Source organism: Thermoanaerobacter wiegelii Rt8.B1, from assembly GCF_000147695.2.
Taxonomy (GTDB): Bacteria; Bacillota; Thermoanaerobacteria; order Thermoanaerobacterales; family Thermoanaerobacteraceae; genus Thermoanaerobacter; species Thermoanaerobacter ethanolicus.
The window spans coordinates 451,585-467,637 of sequence record NC_015958.1; the positions used below are offsets into that span (position 1 = coordinate 451,585).

General features: G+C 36.6%; 16 protein-coding genes, 1 pseudogene and 1 riboswitch. Of the genes and pseudogenes, 16 read left to right on the top strand and 1 reads right to left on the bottom strand.

Annotation, left to right across the window (positions count from 1 at the left end; all coding sequences use genetic code 11):
- Nucleotides 1-18 precede the first annotated feature (18 nt).
- The 7 genes from asrB (at nt 19) to THEWI_RS02105 (ending at nt 5,966) form a co-directional block, all read left to right on the top strand.
- A complete protein-coding gene (gene asrB, locus THEWI_RS02075; protein ID WP_014062262.1) occupies nt 19-810 on the top strand; it encodes an anaerobic sulfite reductase subunit AsrB in 792 nt (263 codons plus the stop codon).
- A 16-nt stretch (nt 811-826) separates the two neighbouring features.
- Complete coding sequence (asrC, locus tag THEWI_RS02080; RefSeq protein WP_014062263.1) at nt 827-1,840, top strand: sulfite reductase subunit C; 1,014 nt, start codon at nt 827-829, stop codon at nt 1,838-1,840.
- Nucleotides 1,841-1,918: 78 nt separating this feature from the next.
- Nucleotides 1,919-2,680 carry a TatD family hydrolase gene (locus THEWI_RS02085; protein WP_004399789.1) on the top strand — a complete coding sequence of 254 codons (762 nt, stop codon included), beginning with the start codon at nt 1,919-1,921 and terminating at the stop codon, nt 2,678-2,680.
- Nucleotides 2,681-2,767: 87 nt separating this feature from the next.
- Nucleotides 2,768-3,094: a DUF2250 domain-containing protein gene (locus tag THEWI_RS02090; RefSeq protein WP_003867166.1), complete on the top strand. Its 327-nt coding sequence runs from the start codon at nt 2,768-2,770 to the stop codon at nt 3,092-3,094.
- Between the two features lie 170 nt (nt 3,095-3,264).
- A complete protein-coding gene (locus THEWI_RS02095) occupies nt 3,265-4,494 on the top strand; it encodes a cysteine desulfurase (RefSeq protein ID WP_014062264.1) in 1,230 nt (409 codons plus the stop codon).
- Complete coding sequence (gene sufU, locus THEWI_RS02100) at nt 4,491-4,904, top strand: Fe-S cluster assembly sulfur transfer protein SufU (protein ID WP_003869854.1); 414 nt, start codon at nt 4,491-4,493, stop codon at nt 4,902-4,904. The genes THEWI_RS02095 and sufU overlap by 4 nt, the downstream gene beginning before the upstream one ends.
- 279 nt (nt 4,905-5,183) lie before the next feature.
- Complete coding sequence (locus THEWI_RS02105) at nt 5,184-5,966, top strand: TPM domain-containing protein (RefSeq protein ID WP_014062265.1); 783 nt, start codon at nt 5,184-5,186, stop codon at nt 5,964-5,966.
- 60 nt (nt 5,967-6,026) lie between these two features.
- Here the strand turns inward: THEWI_RS02105 and THEWI_RS02110 are convergent, their stop codons facing one another.
- Complete coding sequence (locus tag THEWI_RS02110; RefSeq protein ID WP_012994480.1) at nt 6,027-6,599, bottom strand: Uma2 family endonuclease; 573 nt, start codon at nt 6,597-6,599, stop codon at nt 6,027-6,029.
- Nucleotides 6,600-6,752: 153 nt separating this feature from the next.
- On the opposite strand from THEWI_RS02110, the gene THEWI_RS02115 reads away from it, so the two are divergent.
- The 9 genes and pseudogenes from THEWI_RS02115 to THEWI_RS02155 all read left to right on the top strand — a co-directional run bounded on the left by THEWI_RS02115 (nt 6,753) and on the right by THEWI_RS02155 (nt 16,037).
- Nucleotides 6,753-7,904, top strand: a complete 1,152-nt coding sequence (locus THEWI_RS02115) for a THUMP domain-containing class I SAM-dependent RNA methyltransferase (RefSeq protein WP_014062266.1) — start codon at nt 6,753-6,755, stop codon at nt 7,902-7,904.
- A 23-nt stretch (nt 7,905-7,927) separates the two neighbouring features.
- Nucleotides 7,928-8,120, top strand: a riboswitch (cobalamin riboswitch).
- A 115-nt stretch (nt 8,121-8,235) separates the two neighbouring features.
- The gene (locus THEWI_RS02120) at nt 8,236-9,183 is read left to right on the top strand and encodes an ABC transporter substrate-binding protein (protein WP_014062267.1); all 948 of its coding nucleotides are present in this window, start codon (nt 8,236-8,238) and stop codon (nt 9,181-9,183) included.
- A 1-nt stretch (nt 9,184) separates the two neighbouring features.
- The gene (locus tag THEWI_RS02125) at nt 9,185-10,177 is read left to right on the top strand and encodes a FecCD family ABC transporter permease (protein ID WP_014062268.1); all 993 of its coding nucleotides are present in this window, start codon (nt 9,185-9,187) and stop codon (nt 10,175-10,177) included.
- A 4-nt stretch (nt 10,178-10,181) separates the two neighbouring features.
- Nucleotides 10,182-10,982 (top strand): ABC transporter ATP-binding protein, encoded by an 801-nt coding sequence (locus THEWI_RS02130; protein ID WP_014062269.1) that lies wholly within the window; start codon nt 10,182-10,184, stop codon nt 10,980-10,982.
- Nucleotides 10,975-12,357: a cobyrinic acid a,c-diamide synthase CobB gene (locus THEWI_RS02135; protein WP_014062270.1), complete on the top strand. Its 1,383-nt coding sequence runs from the start codon at nt 10,975-10,977 to the stop codon at nt 12,355-12,357. Before THEWI_RS02130 ends, THEWI_RS02135 begins: the two co-directional genes overlap by 8 nt.
- Before the next feature lies 1 nt (nt 12,358).
- Nucleotides 12,359-13,882, top strand: coding sequence for a cobyric acid synthase (locus tag THEWI_RS02140; protein WP_014062271.1), 1,524 nt, complete (start codon nt 12,359-12,361; stop codon nt 13,880-13,882).
- Nucleotides 13,882-14,820 (top strand): annotated as a pseudogene (gene cbiB, locus THEWI_RS02145) (adenosylcobinamide-phosphate synthase CbiB). The gene THEWI_RS02140 and the pseudogene cbiB overlap by 1 nt, the downstream one beginning before the upstream one ends.
- On the top strand, nt 14,817-15,302 hold the full coding sequence (locus THEWI_RS02150; RefSeq protein ID WP_009051851.1) for an ECF transporter S component: 486 nt from the start codon (nt 14,817-14,819) through the stop codon (nt 15,300-15,302). The pseudogene cbiB and the gene THEWI_RS02150 overlap by 4 nt, the downstream one beginning before the upstream one ends.
- 3 nt (nt 15,303-15,305) lie before the next feature.
- A complete protein-coding gene (locus THEWI_RS02155; protein ID WP_004399801.1) occupies nt 15,306-16,037 on the top strand; it encodes an AIR synthase related protein in 732 nt (243 codons plus the stop codon).
- Nucleotides 16,038-16,053: the final 16 nt, after the last annotated feature.

A 16,053-nucleotide genomic window follows, 5' to 3' on the forward strand; every position in this document is an offset into this window, starting at 1 on the left:
ATTGAGGAGGTAAAGTAAATGAGTGAAAATATAATGCTTCCAGTTCCCCATAAAATAATCGATATTATACACGAAACAGAAAATGAATATACTTTCAGAATAGAAACCAATGCAAAGGTAAAACATGGACAATTCTTTCAGGTGTCTTTACCTAAAATCGGAGAAGGCCCTATATCTGTAAGTTCTATGGGAGATAATTGGGTAGAACTCACCATACGGAAAGTAGGAAAACTCACCAATGAAATATTTAATTTAAAACCCGGTGATAAGATATTTATGCGAGGCCCTTATGGTAATTCATTCCCTGTAGATGATTTTAAGGGTAAGGATCTAGTTGTCATTGCCGGTGGAACTGGGGTTTCTCCTGTTAGAAGCCTTTTAAAGTATTTTTATGAACATCCAGATGAAATACACTCTCTGCATTTCATCGCGGGATTTAAGGACGAAAAGAGTATACTGTTCAAAGAGGATTTAAATAATTTTAGAAGCAGGTTTAACACAATTTATACTCTTGATAAAGATAAGATAGAAGGCTTTGAGGTCGGCCTTGTTACAGAACACATTAAGAAAATACCATTTGACAGCTTTGAAAATTACAATGTAGTAATTGTAGGTCCTCCTGTTATGATGCACTTTGCCGCTTTAGAATGTTTAAAGAACGGTGTAGCCGAAGATAAAATCTGGTTATCTTTTGAAAGGAAAATGTCTTGTGGCGTCGGCAAGTGTGGCCATTGCAAGATAAATGAGACATATGTTTGTCTGGAAGGGCCTGTCTTTAATTATACTAAAGCAAAAAATCTGTTGGATTAATCGGAGGGATAATTATATGAGTTACGATATAGATATAAAAAAGGTTCGAAGAAATTGTTATCGTCAGTCAAAAGTGCGGGGGGAGTTCATGCTCCAGATACGCGTTCCCGGCGGTGTTATAGATGCCAAATATCTGTCATTTTTTCAGCATATTGCGGAAACTTGGGGAAACGGAGAATTTCACCTGGGAGTCAGACAGACAATTTCAATACCAGGGATCAAATATGAATATATAGATGAGGTTAACAAATATATAAGACCATATATCGAAGAAATTGAAGTAAATTTATGCGGCGTTGATATGGCAGTTGATGACAACGGGTATCCGACCATAGGAGCTCGTAATATAATGGCTTGCATAGGTAATCGTCATTGCATATATGCTAACATTGATACAACCGACCTGGCCAGAAAAATAGAAAAGATTATATTCCCCAGCGATTATCATATAAAATTAAATATATCAGGATGTCCTAACGACTGTGCTAAAGCTCACGTTAGTGATATCGGTATAATTGGTATTACAAAGCCGGAATACGATTATGAGCGCTGTATAGGGTGTAAAAAGTGTGTAGAAGCGTGTGCTCATCATGCAACGCGTGTTTTATCTGTAGAAAAAGGAAAAATCGTGAAAGATACCTGCTGCTGCGTCGGCTGTGGCGAATGCGTCCTAGTGTGTCCAACTGGTGCTTGGACCAGGAACCCTAAAAAATTCTACAGAGTATTGATCGGCGGCAGAACAGGAAAGCAAACACCTCGTATGGGAAAAATCTTTTTAAACTGGGTTACAGAAGATGTGGTTTTAGGTGTACTTAAAAACTGGGAGACATTTTCTGCTTATGTTATGAACAACAAACCTGAATACATCCATGGTGGACACCTTATTGACAGAGTGGGATATAACAAATTTAAAGAAATGATATTAAAAGATGTTAAACTAAACCCAGAAGCTATGGTGGCTGAAAGGGTATTATGGACAGAAACCGAATACAGGTCTAATTTTAATGTAAAACCCGTAACCCAACGTTAAGTTGGCATGGAATAGTGAGGAATCAAGACGTGCATAGGTGCACGAAAAGATCTAGAATAAGGCAGGCGAATAGGATTGATGAAAGAAATTGTAGATTCTCATGTACATGTTTCATTACTTCCATTCGAAGGATGGAAGAGTATGGCGCTGGCCGGAGTAAGGAAAATTATTGGCTGTTCCCTATTTTTTGGGGCAAAACATGCAGAAACACTCTTTGATCATTTCCATCAGATGTTAACTCTTTCTATAAGTAATGCCGCTAAAAATGATATTAAGCTTTACGTGGCCATTGGCATTCACCCCATGGGAATACCGGACGACTGGCCCAGGGTGATCGACGCTCTTCCATCCTACCTTAAAATGAGTGGTGTCATTGGGCTTGGTGAGATCGGGCTACATGAGGGAAACAAGCGGGAACAGGAGGTTCTCCATGAGCAATTGAAGATTGCCAAGGAATACAGGGTTCCAGCAATCATTCATACTCCGCCACAGAATAGAGTTGAAATTACCGAAAAAATAATTGAGATTGCTGCTACTGTGGGGATGGAACCCGGAAAAATGATTATAGACCATGCTAATTTAGATATTATTGACTTAATCGAAGACTTTGGGGCCGTTCCTGGGCTTACTATTCGCCAAGAGGGGTTCACTTCTCAACTATTGATGAATCATCTGGAACGCTTCCAACGAGGTGTACTAAATAGCGATTACAGCAATCTAAAACCCAATGATCTGCTGAGCGTACCCAAGACCGTGTGGTACTTAGAATTGAACGGAGCTTCTCCTGAAGTCATTGCTCGAATTGCGAGATACAATGCTGAAGAAGTTTTTGGTATTTAAACGCTCAGCAATATGATTTATTACTAAGTCATAGTATTTAAAAACCAACCTACTTAGTGGTAAATCCATAATAAAGGAGAGAAGAGTATGCCACTCAACAATGACCAAGATGAATTTCTTGATTTAACAATCCTCACCTACCTCAAAAAGCTTGGGCCGGAATATGCGAAACTTTTGGCGAGGCGCCTAGGTTTATCATTAGAAGAAAGCAGAAAGCGACTTCAAAGTTTGGAGGAGAGAGGACTAATCAAGCGAGTGGAAAGAAGAATAGTTAAATATTACCATCGACGACGAAAAAGTGTTAAGCATCGCAATCACACATATTATGAGCTCACTAGGGAAGGGGAACTTTTTCTAAGACAGGCGAGGAAGGAAATTGATATTAATTTTGACATCGAATACCCTAACAGATAAAATGACTTATTTGTGTTTGTTAAAGCTTGTTGGCCCTCAAGCGAAGTGGACTAAAATGCACAATATGATAAAATTTCTCTAGGTTATTGTGAAACCTCAAAAGGCTCTAAAAATAATTGGTTTCACAATAAATTAACCTAAAAGGGTCATATATGGAGGAGGATTTTAAAGTGAAATATGTTGATGTAGAAAAGATTAAAAAAGACTTTCCTATATTGAATGTTAAACCTCATGGTAAAAAGCTTATTTACCTTGACAATGCTGCCACAACTCAAAAGCCAATTGAAGTCATAAAAGCTATGGATAAATATTATGAAGAATTAAACGCCAATGTATACAGAAGCCCACACTATTTAAGCGCTCTTTCCACACAGGCTTATGAAGAGGCAAGAGAAAGAGTAAAAAAATTTATTAACGCAAAAAGAGAAGAATCCATAATATTTACGAGAAATACTACAGAATCAATAAACTTTATAGCATATACGTGGGGAATGAAATATATAAACGAAGGGGACGAAATAATACTGACAATAGCCGAGCACCACAGCAATATGCTTCCATGGCAAATGGTAGCAGAAGCTAAAGGGGCAAAGCTTATATATGTCTATCTTGATGAAAATTTTAGGCTTTCTATGAAAGACTTTAAAGAAAAAATGTCTGACAAAGTAAAATTGGTTGCTGTGCAACACATGTCAAATGTTTTAGGTATAATAAATCCTGTGGAGGAGATTACACATATTGCCCACAAATACGGCGCAAAAGTGTTAATAGATGGAGCACAAAGTGTACCTCATATGCCTGTTGATGTACAAAAGATAGATTGTGACTTTTTTGCCTTCTCTGGTCACAAGATGCTCGGACCTATGGGAATCGGTGTACTTTATATAAAAGAGGACTTGCTTTCTGATGTGCCTCCTTTTTTAAGAGGTGGAGAGATGATAGACGAAGTCTTTGAAGACCGTGCAACTTTTGCTCCCCCACCTCTTAAATTTGAAGCAGGTACTCCCAACGTAAAAGGGGCTTGTGTGCTTGTTTCTGCAATAGATTATATAGAAAAAATTGGGCTTTCCAATATTCATAATCACGAAGGCGAGCTTTTGGAGTATGGCCTTCAGAAAATGAAAGAATTAGACTTTGTAAAATTGTATGGCCCCAACGATGCGAAGGAAAGGGGAGGCTTAATTTCCTTCAATGTAGAAGGTGTCCATCCTCACGACGTTGCTACAATACTAGACGAAGAAGGAATTGCTGTAAGAAGTGGGCACCACTGTTGTCTGCCTTTAATGAGGTACTTAGGTGTTCCTGCAACTGTAAGAGCAAGCTTTTACCTCTACAACGACTTTGACGATATTGACGCACTTGTTGAAGGACTTAAAAAAGTTAGGAAGTGGTTTAAATGAGCGATTTGAATCAGCTTTATTCTGAGGTTATAATGGAACATTACGAAAACTCTCCCCATGAAAAAGAACTTAAAGATGCTACCCACAAAGAAAGAGGTTACAATCCTCTTTGCGGCGACAATATTACTCTTTATTTAAAAATGAATGGTGACATTATAGAAGATGCTTCTTTCACGGGCCATGGGTGTGCCATAAGCCAAGCCTCAACCTCTATGATGATAGACCTTATAAAAGGGAAAGACAAAAAAGAAGCTTTAAGGCTTGTGCAACAATTTATAGACATGATGCACAAAAAAGATGTAAATCTTGATGAATTAGGTGATGCTCAAGTACTGCAGGGAGTATCTGACTTTCCTGCCCGCGTAAAATGTGCATTACTGGCATGGAAAACGCTCCAGGAAATTTTGTAAAAAAGAGATAAAAGTTTGATAATGTTCTTTTGACATGAATGCGAATATTTTTAAAATCTGCCTCTTCCTATTTGAGGTCTAACGATTCTCAGGATAATAATATAACTTTTTTTAAAAAGCCAGCATATTTTATAAATTTGTGTTGATACTTATTATTATCTATGCTAATATACTAGACATGAACAGTAATACATTAAAATAGTTTAAATTTAGCGAAAGAATGATATTTTTAAAGCTTAATTAAGTTAATTACAAAATATTAAGATAGGGAGAGGCAAAATGAAAAAGAGAATTTTTTTAATTGCAATTGCCTTTTTATTATTATTTAATTCCATAGCTTTTTGTGCTCCTGATGTTCCATCTAAGCCTATTCAGTTTAAATATGTATATGATTATGCGGGGCTTATGTCCCAAAATGATATAGAAGAGATCGAAAAAGTAGGGAAAGCTTTAGATGATGCCACAAAGGCACAAATAATAGTTGTTACAGTTGACAGCATTGGAGATTACCCAATTGAGGAATATTCTCTTAGCCTTTTTAGAAAGTGGGGAATAGGAGACAAGGAGAAAAACAACGGTGTTCTCCTTTTAGTGGTAAAAGACAGACTTTTAAAAGGTCAGGCTGGAAAAGTGAGAATTGATGTAGGTTATGGCTTGGAAGGGGCAATACCGGATTCTGTTGCAGGGAGGATTTTAGACGATTTTGTTTTAACTTCTTGGGCAAAAGGCGAGTACTCTAAAGGCATATACGCTGGTTATATGGCTATAGCCTCAAGGGTTGCAAAAGAGTACAATATAGACCTTCAGGGATTGGATGCTTCCAAATACAGTGTCAATACAAGTAGCAATGATAGTGGTATATCGTGGGAAGATATTGCTGTAGTGATTATACTTATTTTGATATTTATTATCTTTGGAAGAGGAGGAAGACATATAAGAAGGGACTGGTGGGGTCCAGGAAGCTTTGGCTCAAGAGGATTTGGAGGCTTTAGAGGTGGTGGCTTCGGCGGTGGAGGAGGCTTCGGCGGAGGTTCTGCCGGAGGCGGAGGAGCTAGCCGCTAAACTAGATATCTTAGTTTTTATCAAACTGAGGGAACTTTAGAAACACCCTCAGTTTGTTTTTTAAATTCTCTCAAATACAGGTTTTAACTCAATTACAAGGTTATCAAATATACTAACTTTTACTTTATCCTCTTCAGAATACATTTGAGGCCTTCCATAACGTCCTTCTTCAAGTGTGAATACCATAACCACCTTTTCATCGGGTTCTACAATCCAATATTCTTTTACCCCTGCTTTTTCGTATAAATTAAACTTTTCTATTTTATCTTTTTGACCAGTTGAAGGAGAAACTACTTCTATAATTAATTCTGGAACTCCATAATAACCTGTCTTTTTAAGTCCTGAATTATCACATATAATGATTATATCAGGCTGTACTACATTGGTAGTTTCTTCATCTTTTTCATTTGCTTCTGGTATTCGCAAATCGAAAGGAGCAGTAAATACTCTGCAAGATTTATCCTGCAGATAGTTTGCAAATTGCCTTGCTAGTTCTAACAATACTGCTTGATGTTGCCATGTTGGAGCTGCTTGTAGATAGGGAACACCATTAATAATTTCCCATCTTTCTTCTTCAGACCAGGTTAAATAGTCGGCATAAGTATATTTTTTATTTTTTTCGGGCAATGGCATAAAATACCCTCCATCATCTATCATTAACTTATTATTATTTTAATTATATCATAATAAAAACAAGATAAAAGGGAAAAAATGATTTATATTTATAGATACAAGTGATATAATAAGGCTGAATTAGTCAAACTTAGAAGCAAAAGGAGATAAAATATGTCAAAAATAGAATTTATAGCAACAACTCTTTTTGGCGTTGAAGCAATAACTGCAAGAGAGGTAAAAGAGCTAGGGTATCAAGATATCACTGTAGAAGATGGAAAAGTCACTTTTGTAGGCGATGAGGTGGCTTTAGCTAGGTCAAACTTGTGGATTAGAACGGCAGAGAGAATATACGTAAAAATAGGGGAATTTACTGCCACAACTTTTGAAGAACTTTTTGAAGGTACAAAGGCTCTTCCATGGGAGGTTTGGATACCTGAAGATGGCAGGTTTCCTGTGGAGGGTTATTCAATAAAATCCAAGCTTTTCAGTGTGTCAGACTGCCAGGCAATAGTGAAAAAAGCTGTGGTAGAAAGGCTTAAAACAAAATACAAAAAAGAGTGGTTTGAAGAAAACGGCGCAACTTATAAAATAAAATTTTCATTAATGAAAGATAAGGTTACTCTTATGATTGACACAAGCGGTATCGGTTTACACAAAAGGGGCTATAGAGTCATGTCCAATGAAGCACCTTTGAGAGAAACTTTAGCTGCCGCTATGATAATGTTGAGCTTTTGGAAACCGGATAGACCTTTGATGGATCCTTTTTGTGGCTCTGGAACGATTCCGATCGAGGCAGCTATGATTGGTATAAATCTCGCACCAGGATTAAAACGACAATTTGTTTCCGAAAAATGGGGGAGAATATCAAATAAATTATGGAAAGAAGCGAGAGAAGAAGCAGTTGGTGCTATTAAAAAAGACATAACTTTAAATATAAAAGGATATGACATTGACAAAAACGCCATCAAATTGTCAAAAGACAATGCGCGGAAAGCTGGTGTAGAGAAATACATAACTTTTGAAAATATCCCATTAAAAGATTTAAAAACAGATGATAAATATGGTGTTATAATATGCAATCCTCCTTATGGTGAAAGGATGGGGGAATTAGAGGAAGTAGAAAAGCTTTATAAAGAAATGGGGAAAGTTTTCAAAAAACTTGATACGTGGTCTTTTTATATACTGACTTCCCATGAAAAATTTGAAAAACTTTTTGGAAGACAAGCTTCTAAAAAGAGGAAACTTTACAATGGGATGATAAAAGCTTACTATTATCAGTATTATGGACCGAAACCACAACCCATTGACTTAAATAATAAGTAGATGTAAAATATAGGTGTGCAAGTGAATATAAAAAATCTTATGGTCTTGAGAAGTTAAAAGGGAAAGCGGTGAAAATCCGCTGCAGCCCCCGCTACTGTGAGCGAGGATGAAGCCCTAATAACGCCACTGCCTGGCACTCAAGAGAGGTACCGGGTGGGAAGGCAGGGTGGAAGATGAATCGCGAGCCAGGAGACCTGCCATAAGATTTCGGAAGTTCGCCTTCGGAGGGAAGGTGGAATGGAATTTTTATGCTTAATTTTGGTAAAAAAGGTCTACCTCCGTAGGGTAGGCCTTTTTTGATACTTGAAAAATTTAAATTAGGAGGGTACGTATGAGAAAATTTAAAGGTTTACTTGCTTTATTGGTAATCTTTGCTTTAATATTTTCACTAGCGGCTTGTTCAACAAACACTGCTACAAAGCCAGAAAACACTTCTCAAACAGCAACTGAAACTGTTAAAAGTCAATTCCCGTTAAAGGTTACTGATTTTTTGGGAAGAGAAGTAACTATAGAGAAAGAACCCCAAAGGATAGTCTCTCTTGCGCCTTCTACAACAGAGCTTATATATGCTTTAGGAGCAGGAAATAAAGTAGTGGGTGTTACAGACTTTGACAATTATCCACCTGAGGTCAAGAATGTACCCAAAGTGGGTGGTTTTAAAGGGCCAAATGTAGAAGCGATTACTGCTCAAAAGCCCGATATAATTTTTGCTTCCACTCTTTCAGGCAAAGAGCAGATGGAATCTTTAGAAAAGATGGGTATCCCTGTTGTAATGTTGGAGGCAAAAAATATTGACCAGATATACCAGTCTATAAGAATAATAGGTCAAATAACAGGAACTGAGAAAAAAGGCGAAGAGTTAATTAAACAAATGCAAGATAAAATAAAAGAAATAAATGACAAAGTCAAAGAGCTTCCAAAAGTCAGCGTATTTTATCTGGTCTCTCTTGAAGGGAACTGGACAGCAGGTAAAGGCACATTTATTGATGAGCTTATAAACCTTGCAGGTGGCAAAAACGTTGCAGAGGATGTAAATGGTTGGGCGCAGTACAGCGTAGAAGAATTAGTCAAGAAAAATCCTGATGTGATAATAACATCTCCTCATGCAGGGGATGTAAAAGACATCAAAAATATGGCAGGATACAAAGATACTAATGCTGTTAAAAATGACAAAGTATTTGTGATAAGCAATGACGACATAATATCAAGAGCTTCTAATAGAATTGTTTTAGGACTTGAAGAAATCGCAAAATTCTTACATCCGGAGGCATTTAGGTAAAGTGGGAGTAAAAAAAGGGATATATTTTGGTACAGCCTTTTCACTGCTTGTCTTTACCATGATTTTATCAATTTCTGCAGGGGCGGTAAAAATACCCCTGCAGGAGATTTTAAATGTTTTTTTGGGCGGTGGCAGTGAAACCTCTAGGACAATAATCCTTAATTTAAGACTTCCAAGAGCTATTGAATCTGCGATTGTAGGTATGGGACTTTCTGTTGTTGGGACATTTTTTCAAGGGCTTTTGAGAAATCCAATGGCAGACCCTTATGTATTGGGTGTATCATCAGGAGCGGCTTTTGGAGCTACTATTGCGATAATATTAGGACTTGGAATATTTGGACTTAGTTTTATGGCATTTATTACTTCTTTAATGACTGTATTTTTCGTATACACTATTTCTAAAACTGGCACAAGAGTATCCATGACCACAATGTTATTGGCAGGTATAGCTATAAGTGCTTTTATGTCTGCAATTATCTCTCTCATGATGCTTTTAAACCATGATGAGTTTTCTCGAATTGTTTTTTGGACTATGGGAGGATTTAGCCTCATAAATTGGAATAGTGTGGTCTTTACTACTCCTATAATAGTAATTGGCTCTTTTGTGATGTATGTATTTTCAAGGGATGTAAATGCGATATTGACAGGAGAAGAAGTTGCCGAACATTTAGGTGTCAACACAGAATTAGTCAAGAAAATAATTCTTATTACAGGGTCTTTGGTGACTGCAACTGCTGTGTCAGTTGGTGGAATTATAGGTTTTGTGGGACTTATTGTGCCTCATATATCAAGGCTTATTGTAGGACCTGACAATAGAATTCTTGTACCTTTTAGTGCTATATCAGGAGCGATATTTTTAACTTTTGCAGACTTATTAGCACGAATTATTTTAAAGCCAATGGAAATTCCAATTGGGATAATTACAGCAGCATTTGGAGGACCATTCTTTTTATATCTGTTAATAAAGAGCAAACAAAAAAGTGAAGGAATGTGATGATATGGCTATTTTACAGGTGGATAATTTGCACTTTTCTTATGAAGAAAAGGAAGTTTTAAAAGGAATAGATTTTACCATAAACAAAAATATGGTTTTAGGAATAATAGGAGCTAATGGCAGTGGTAAGACTACTCTTTTAAAAAATATATCAGGCTATTTAAAGCCAGCAGCTGGGGATGTCTTTATATTAGGGAAAAATATCAAAGACTTTACTATAAAAGAAAAGGCAAAATATATAGGGTATGTGCCTCAAGATATAGTTTACGACTTTGAATTTAGCTGTTATGACATGGTAATGATGGGAAGAATTCCTTATCTTAAAAGGTTTCAGTTGGAGAGAAAAGAAGACAGAGATATTGTAAGAGAGTGTATGGAAATTACAAATACATGGCAGTTTAAAGACAAAAGTATAAAAGAGTTAAGTGGCGGTGAAAGACAAAGGGTGTATATAGCGAGGGCATTAGCACAAAAAGCTCGAATTTTACTCATGGATGAGCCAGTTTCTCACCTTGATATAAAATACCAAGTTGAAATACTGTCTCTTGTAAAAGATTTATCCTTAAAAGGGATACTTGTAATTGTTGTGCTTCACGATATTAACCTCGCTTCACAGTTTTGTGATGAGATTTTCATAATGAAAGAAGGCAAAATAATAGCATCTGGGTCTCCCGGAAATGTTTTAACATTGAACAACATAAAATCAGCCTTTTCAATAGATGTGGAAGTGTTTGAAAATCCCATCACCCATACTCCTTACGTCATTCCATCGCTAAATGGAAAGGAGCAACTCAAAGTTGTGTAAAGCTTTAATGATTGCAGGCACCCATTCAGGAGCAGGTAAAACTACTGTAAGCCTTGGAATTATGGGAGTGCTGTCAAAAAGGTATAAAGTTCAGCCTTTTAAAGTAGGTCCAGATTATATAGATGCTGCTTATCACCGATATGTCACAGGGAATTTTTCCTGCAATCTCGACTTGTACCTGTTGGGGGAACAAAACCTTAAATCGCTTTTTTACAAAAATGCCTGCAATGCTAACATTTCTATAATTGAAGGTGTTATGGGAATGTACGATGGGATTGATACTACAAAAAAGGGGAGCAGTGCTGACATTGCGAAAATTTTAGATATTCCTGTGATTTTAGTTGTAGATGCTTCTTCTATGGCGACAAGTGTATCAGCTTTAATAATGGGTTATATGCACTATGACAGGGAAGTAAAAATTAAAGGAGTGATATTAAATAAAGTTGGAAGTGAAAAACACTATGCCCTTTTGAAAGAATGCATAACAAGAGATTTAGGTATTGAGGTTTTTGGCTATCTTCCAAAGGATCCAAAATTAGATTTGCCAGAAAGACACTTGGGCCTTGTACCGATATATGAGATGCCAGAAATTAAACACAAGTTTGATACCTTATATGATTATATTGAAAAATACATTGATATAGAAAAAATTCTTAATGTAGGTGTAATTGACTGTTCAAATACATTTAGAAACACGATTGGTGAAGGTCATGATTTAAAAAGGGTAAAAATAGGGTATGCGTTTGATGAGGCTTTTAACTTTTATTACAAAGAGAGTTTGGAACTTTTTGAAGAAATGGGAGCAGAGCTTGTACCCTTTAGCCCTCTTAAAGATTATAAGTTACCAGATGGAATATCGGGTTTGTACATAGGGGGAGGATTTCCAGAGGTTTTCGCGGAGAGGCTTAATAAAAACAAAAAAATATTAAAATCGGTTAAAGATGCAATAGATTCAGGTATGCCTGCATATGCAGAGTGTGGCGGATTTATGTATCTTACAAAAAGCATAACAGATGTACAAGGAAATACTTTTGAAATGGCAGGAATTTACGATTTTGAAACTGTCATGACAAAAAGGCTTCAGAGATTTGGCTATGTTGAGGCAGAAGTTATTGAAGATAACGTCCTTTTTAGAAAAGGGGATAAAATAAAAGGGCATGAGTTTCACCACTCAATAATAAAAGGTTTTTCACAGAAAGCCTCATACGTTGTGCATAAACCGGGAAAAGAAAATGCTTGGGAATGTGGATTTGTGCATAAAAATTGTCTGGCGACGTATGTTCACATAAATTTATACACATATAAAGAGGCTGTCAAGAGGTTTGTTGACAAATGTGTTCAATACCGAAACTCAAATGCTTTTCAGGAGGATTAATATGGCACTTAAATTGATGATACAAGGGACCGCATCGTCTGTGGGCAAAAGCTTATTGGTTGCCGCTTTTTGCAGAATTTTCAAGCAAGATGGTTACAGAGTAGCCCCTTTTAAGTCTCAAAATATGGCTTTAAATTCTTATATAACTGATGAGGGATTAGAAATAGGAAGAGCACAAGCTATGCAGGCGGAAGCGGCAGGAGTTAAGCCTTCTTATCACATGAATCCAATCCTTTTAAAGCCCAGCTCTGATAAAAAAAGCCAAGTTGTTTTAAGAGGCAAAGTTTATAAAAACATGTCTGCAGCCGAATACCACCAATTTAAGCCACAGCTTTTAAAGTTTATTAAAGAGGACTTTGATTTTCTTGCAAGTCAAAATGACATTGTAGTAATAGAAGGCGCTGGAAGTCCTGCAGAAATAAATTTAAGAGATAGAGATGTCGTAAACATGGGTATGGCAGAGATGGTAAATGCACCAGTACTTCTTGTAGGAGATATTGATAAAGGAGGTGTATTTGCTTCAATAGCTGGCACTTTGCTCCTTTTAAAAGAAAATGAGAGAAATCGCATTGAAGGTGTACTTATAAACAAGTTTAGAGGAGACATTGAAATATTAAAGCCGGGTTTGGAGATGTTAGAAAACATTGTACACAAAAAGGTTTTAGGTGTTGTCCCTTATATGGATGTGCACATTGATGAAGAGGACGGGGCGACGGAAAGATTTTATCGCACGAATACAGAAGGAGATATAGAGATTGCAGTTATAAATCTTCCCCACATATCGAATTTTACGGATTTTGAACCTCTTGCTAAAATTCCCGGAGTAAAGCTTCGCTATGTGAATAAAGGGGAAAGGATTGGAGATTGTGATGTGGTTATAATTCCGGGAACAAAAAACACAATTGGAGATTTGCAAGCATTAAAAGGATATAGGCTTGACAAGGAAATTTTTGAAATGAGAAAAAAAGGGAAATTTATAGTCGGCATTTGTGGAGGATACCAAATGCTAGGAAAAGTCATTAAAGACCCAGGAAGAATTGAAAGTACAACTTCAGAAATTGAGGGGCTTGGACTTTTAGATGTAGAGACTGTAATTGAAAATGAAAAGACAACAACCCAAATTAAGGCGGTTATTCGCAATAATTTACCATCAATATTATCACCTCTTAGAAATATTGCTGTAGAGGGATATGAAATACACATGGGGCAAAGTCGAATTTTGGGAGATTGTCAGCCTTTTTCAGTAATAACTCATAGAAATGGAGAAAAAATCGAAGTCTATGACGGTTGTATAAGCGATGATGGAAAAGTGTTTGGAACTTACATACACGGAATTTTTGAAAACAGAGAGTTTGTCAGGGAATTTATAAATATTGTGAGAAAATCAAAAGGACTTTCTCCTATAGAGGAAATTATTGATTACAAAGAATTTAAAGAAAGAGAATATGATAAGCTTGCAGATATTGTGAGAAAAAGTATCGACATGAAAGAAGTCTATGAAATTATGGAGAGGTATAAAGATTAATGGAAGTGGTATTAGCCTACTTATTAGATTTGTTGATAGGAGACCCTGAAGGATATCCTCATCCTGTAAGAATTATAGGGAAAGTGGTATCGCATTTAGAGAGTATACTTAGAAAATATGCTAAAAGTGACAGAACTTTAAAAATAGCAGGTTTTATGCTGTGTTGATTTACAGTAACTTTGGCATTTGCAGCAACATATGAGCTACTTTATATTGCAGGACTTATACACCCATATTTAAAGTACGCTTTCGACGTTTTAATTATATATACCTGTCTTGCTACAAAAGACCTTGGTAAAGCTGCAGGAAAAGTATACGAAGCCTTGATAAAAGGAGACATCACTGATGCAAGGAAAAGGCTGTCTTACATAGTCAGTAGGGATACAGATAAACTTGATGTTGAGAATATCTCCAGAGGAGCGATAGAAACAGTTGCAGAAAATATATCAGACGGCATAATAGCTCCTATGTTTTACGCGTTTATAGGGGGTGCGCCGTTGGCTGTCTTTTATAAAGCGGCAAGTACTCTTGATTCCATGGTAGGTTATAAAAATGAAAAATACTTTGATTTAGGATTTGCTTCTGCAAAACTTGACGACATATTAAATTTTATCCCTGCGCGCATAACAGGTTTTCTAATTGTTGTAGCTGCTTTTCTATTAGGCTATGATTATAAAAACAGTTGGAGGATTTTTTTAAGAGATAGGTTGAAACATCAAAGTCCAAACAGCGCCCACGGAGAAGCAGCAGTTGCCGGTGCTTTAAATATACAACTGGGAGGGCTTAATTATTATTTTGGAAAGCCTGAAATTAAACCAACTCTTGGGGATGGAAAAGAAAAAATTACCCCCCAACATATAAAAGACAGCATCAAAATAATGTACATGACTTCATTTTTGGGGCTTGTAGTATTTTATATAGGGAGGAGATTGATGTGAAAGAAAAAGCAAATGCATTAAAAAATGTTAAAACTCTTACTCTTGTTGCTATGCTTATAGCCTTAAGTGCAGTAGGTGCTCTCATAAAAGTTTTTAACACAGTTGCTTTCGATTCAATGCCAGGATACTTTGCCGCATTATACCTTGGAGGTTGGTATGGAGCCCTTGTGATAAGTTTAGGGCATATGCTTACAGCAATTACTTCTGGATTTCCTTTAGGGCTTACAAATCACATATACATAGCAGTGCAAATGGCATTATATGCCTATTTGTTTAAATTTTTTTATCGAAAATTTAACATCTATATTGCAGTAATCGCTGCTACGATATTAAATGGTCCTGTTGCAACCCTTTTGTTTGTGCCCATATTCGGATGGGGATTTTTTGCGGCATGGGTACTTCCCCTAACAATTGCGTCATTTGCAAATGTATTTCTTGCAGCATTGGTTTACAAAGCGATACCTAAAAGGAGTAGAGAATAAAAAGTGATTGAGAGATACAGAGATTTAGTGATAATTTATGAAAATGATGTGGCATATGTGATATCTTGTGACAGCCTCGGAGCAATAGGGAATAAAGAGCATGATGTGTTAAAAGTTGATGAAGAGATTGTAGGAAGGACTACTGTAAAAGTGGCTCTTTCGGAAGTACTATGTGTAGGGGCAAAACCCTTAGTCATATCAGATACTTTATCCGTTGAAATGAATCCAACAGGGCAAAAAATTTTAAGAGGCATAAAAAGCGAGCTTGAAGAGAACGGACTTTCAGACGTAGTTTTTACAGGAAGTACTGAAGAAAATTTTCCCACATCTATTACAGGTATAGGAATCACTGTAATAGCAAAAGCAAATATTGGAGACTTAAAAATAAAAAAAGTCAAAACAGGTATGCATGTTTCTATTTTAGGTTATCCACGTGTAGGAAGTGAAGTTTTAAGCTCAAACGATGTGCTTACATTGAAAGACTACGTAAAAATTTCCAACTCAAAAGAAATAGTGGAAGCAATACCTGTGGGTTCAAAAGGGATAAAATATGAAATTGGCATATTAGAGAAGATATCAGGATTAAAGGTGGAGGCGAATTTTCCACAACATCTTGATGTATTAAAATCAGGGGGGCCTTCTACCTGCTGCCTTGTAGTCCACAGTGAGGAAGATACAGCCTCTATTAAAGGACTGACAGATAAACCCTTAACATATGTCGGAGTGCTGATTTAGCGTAAATGAAAGAAGG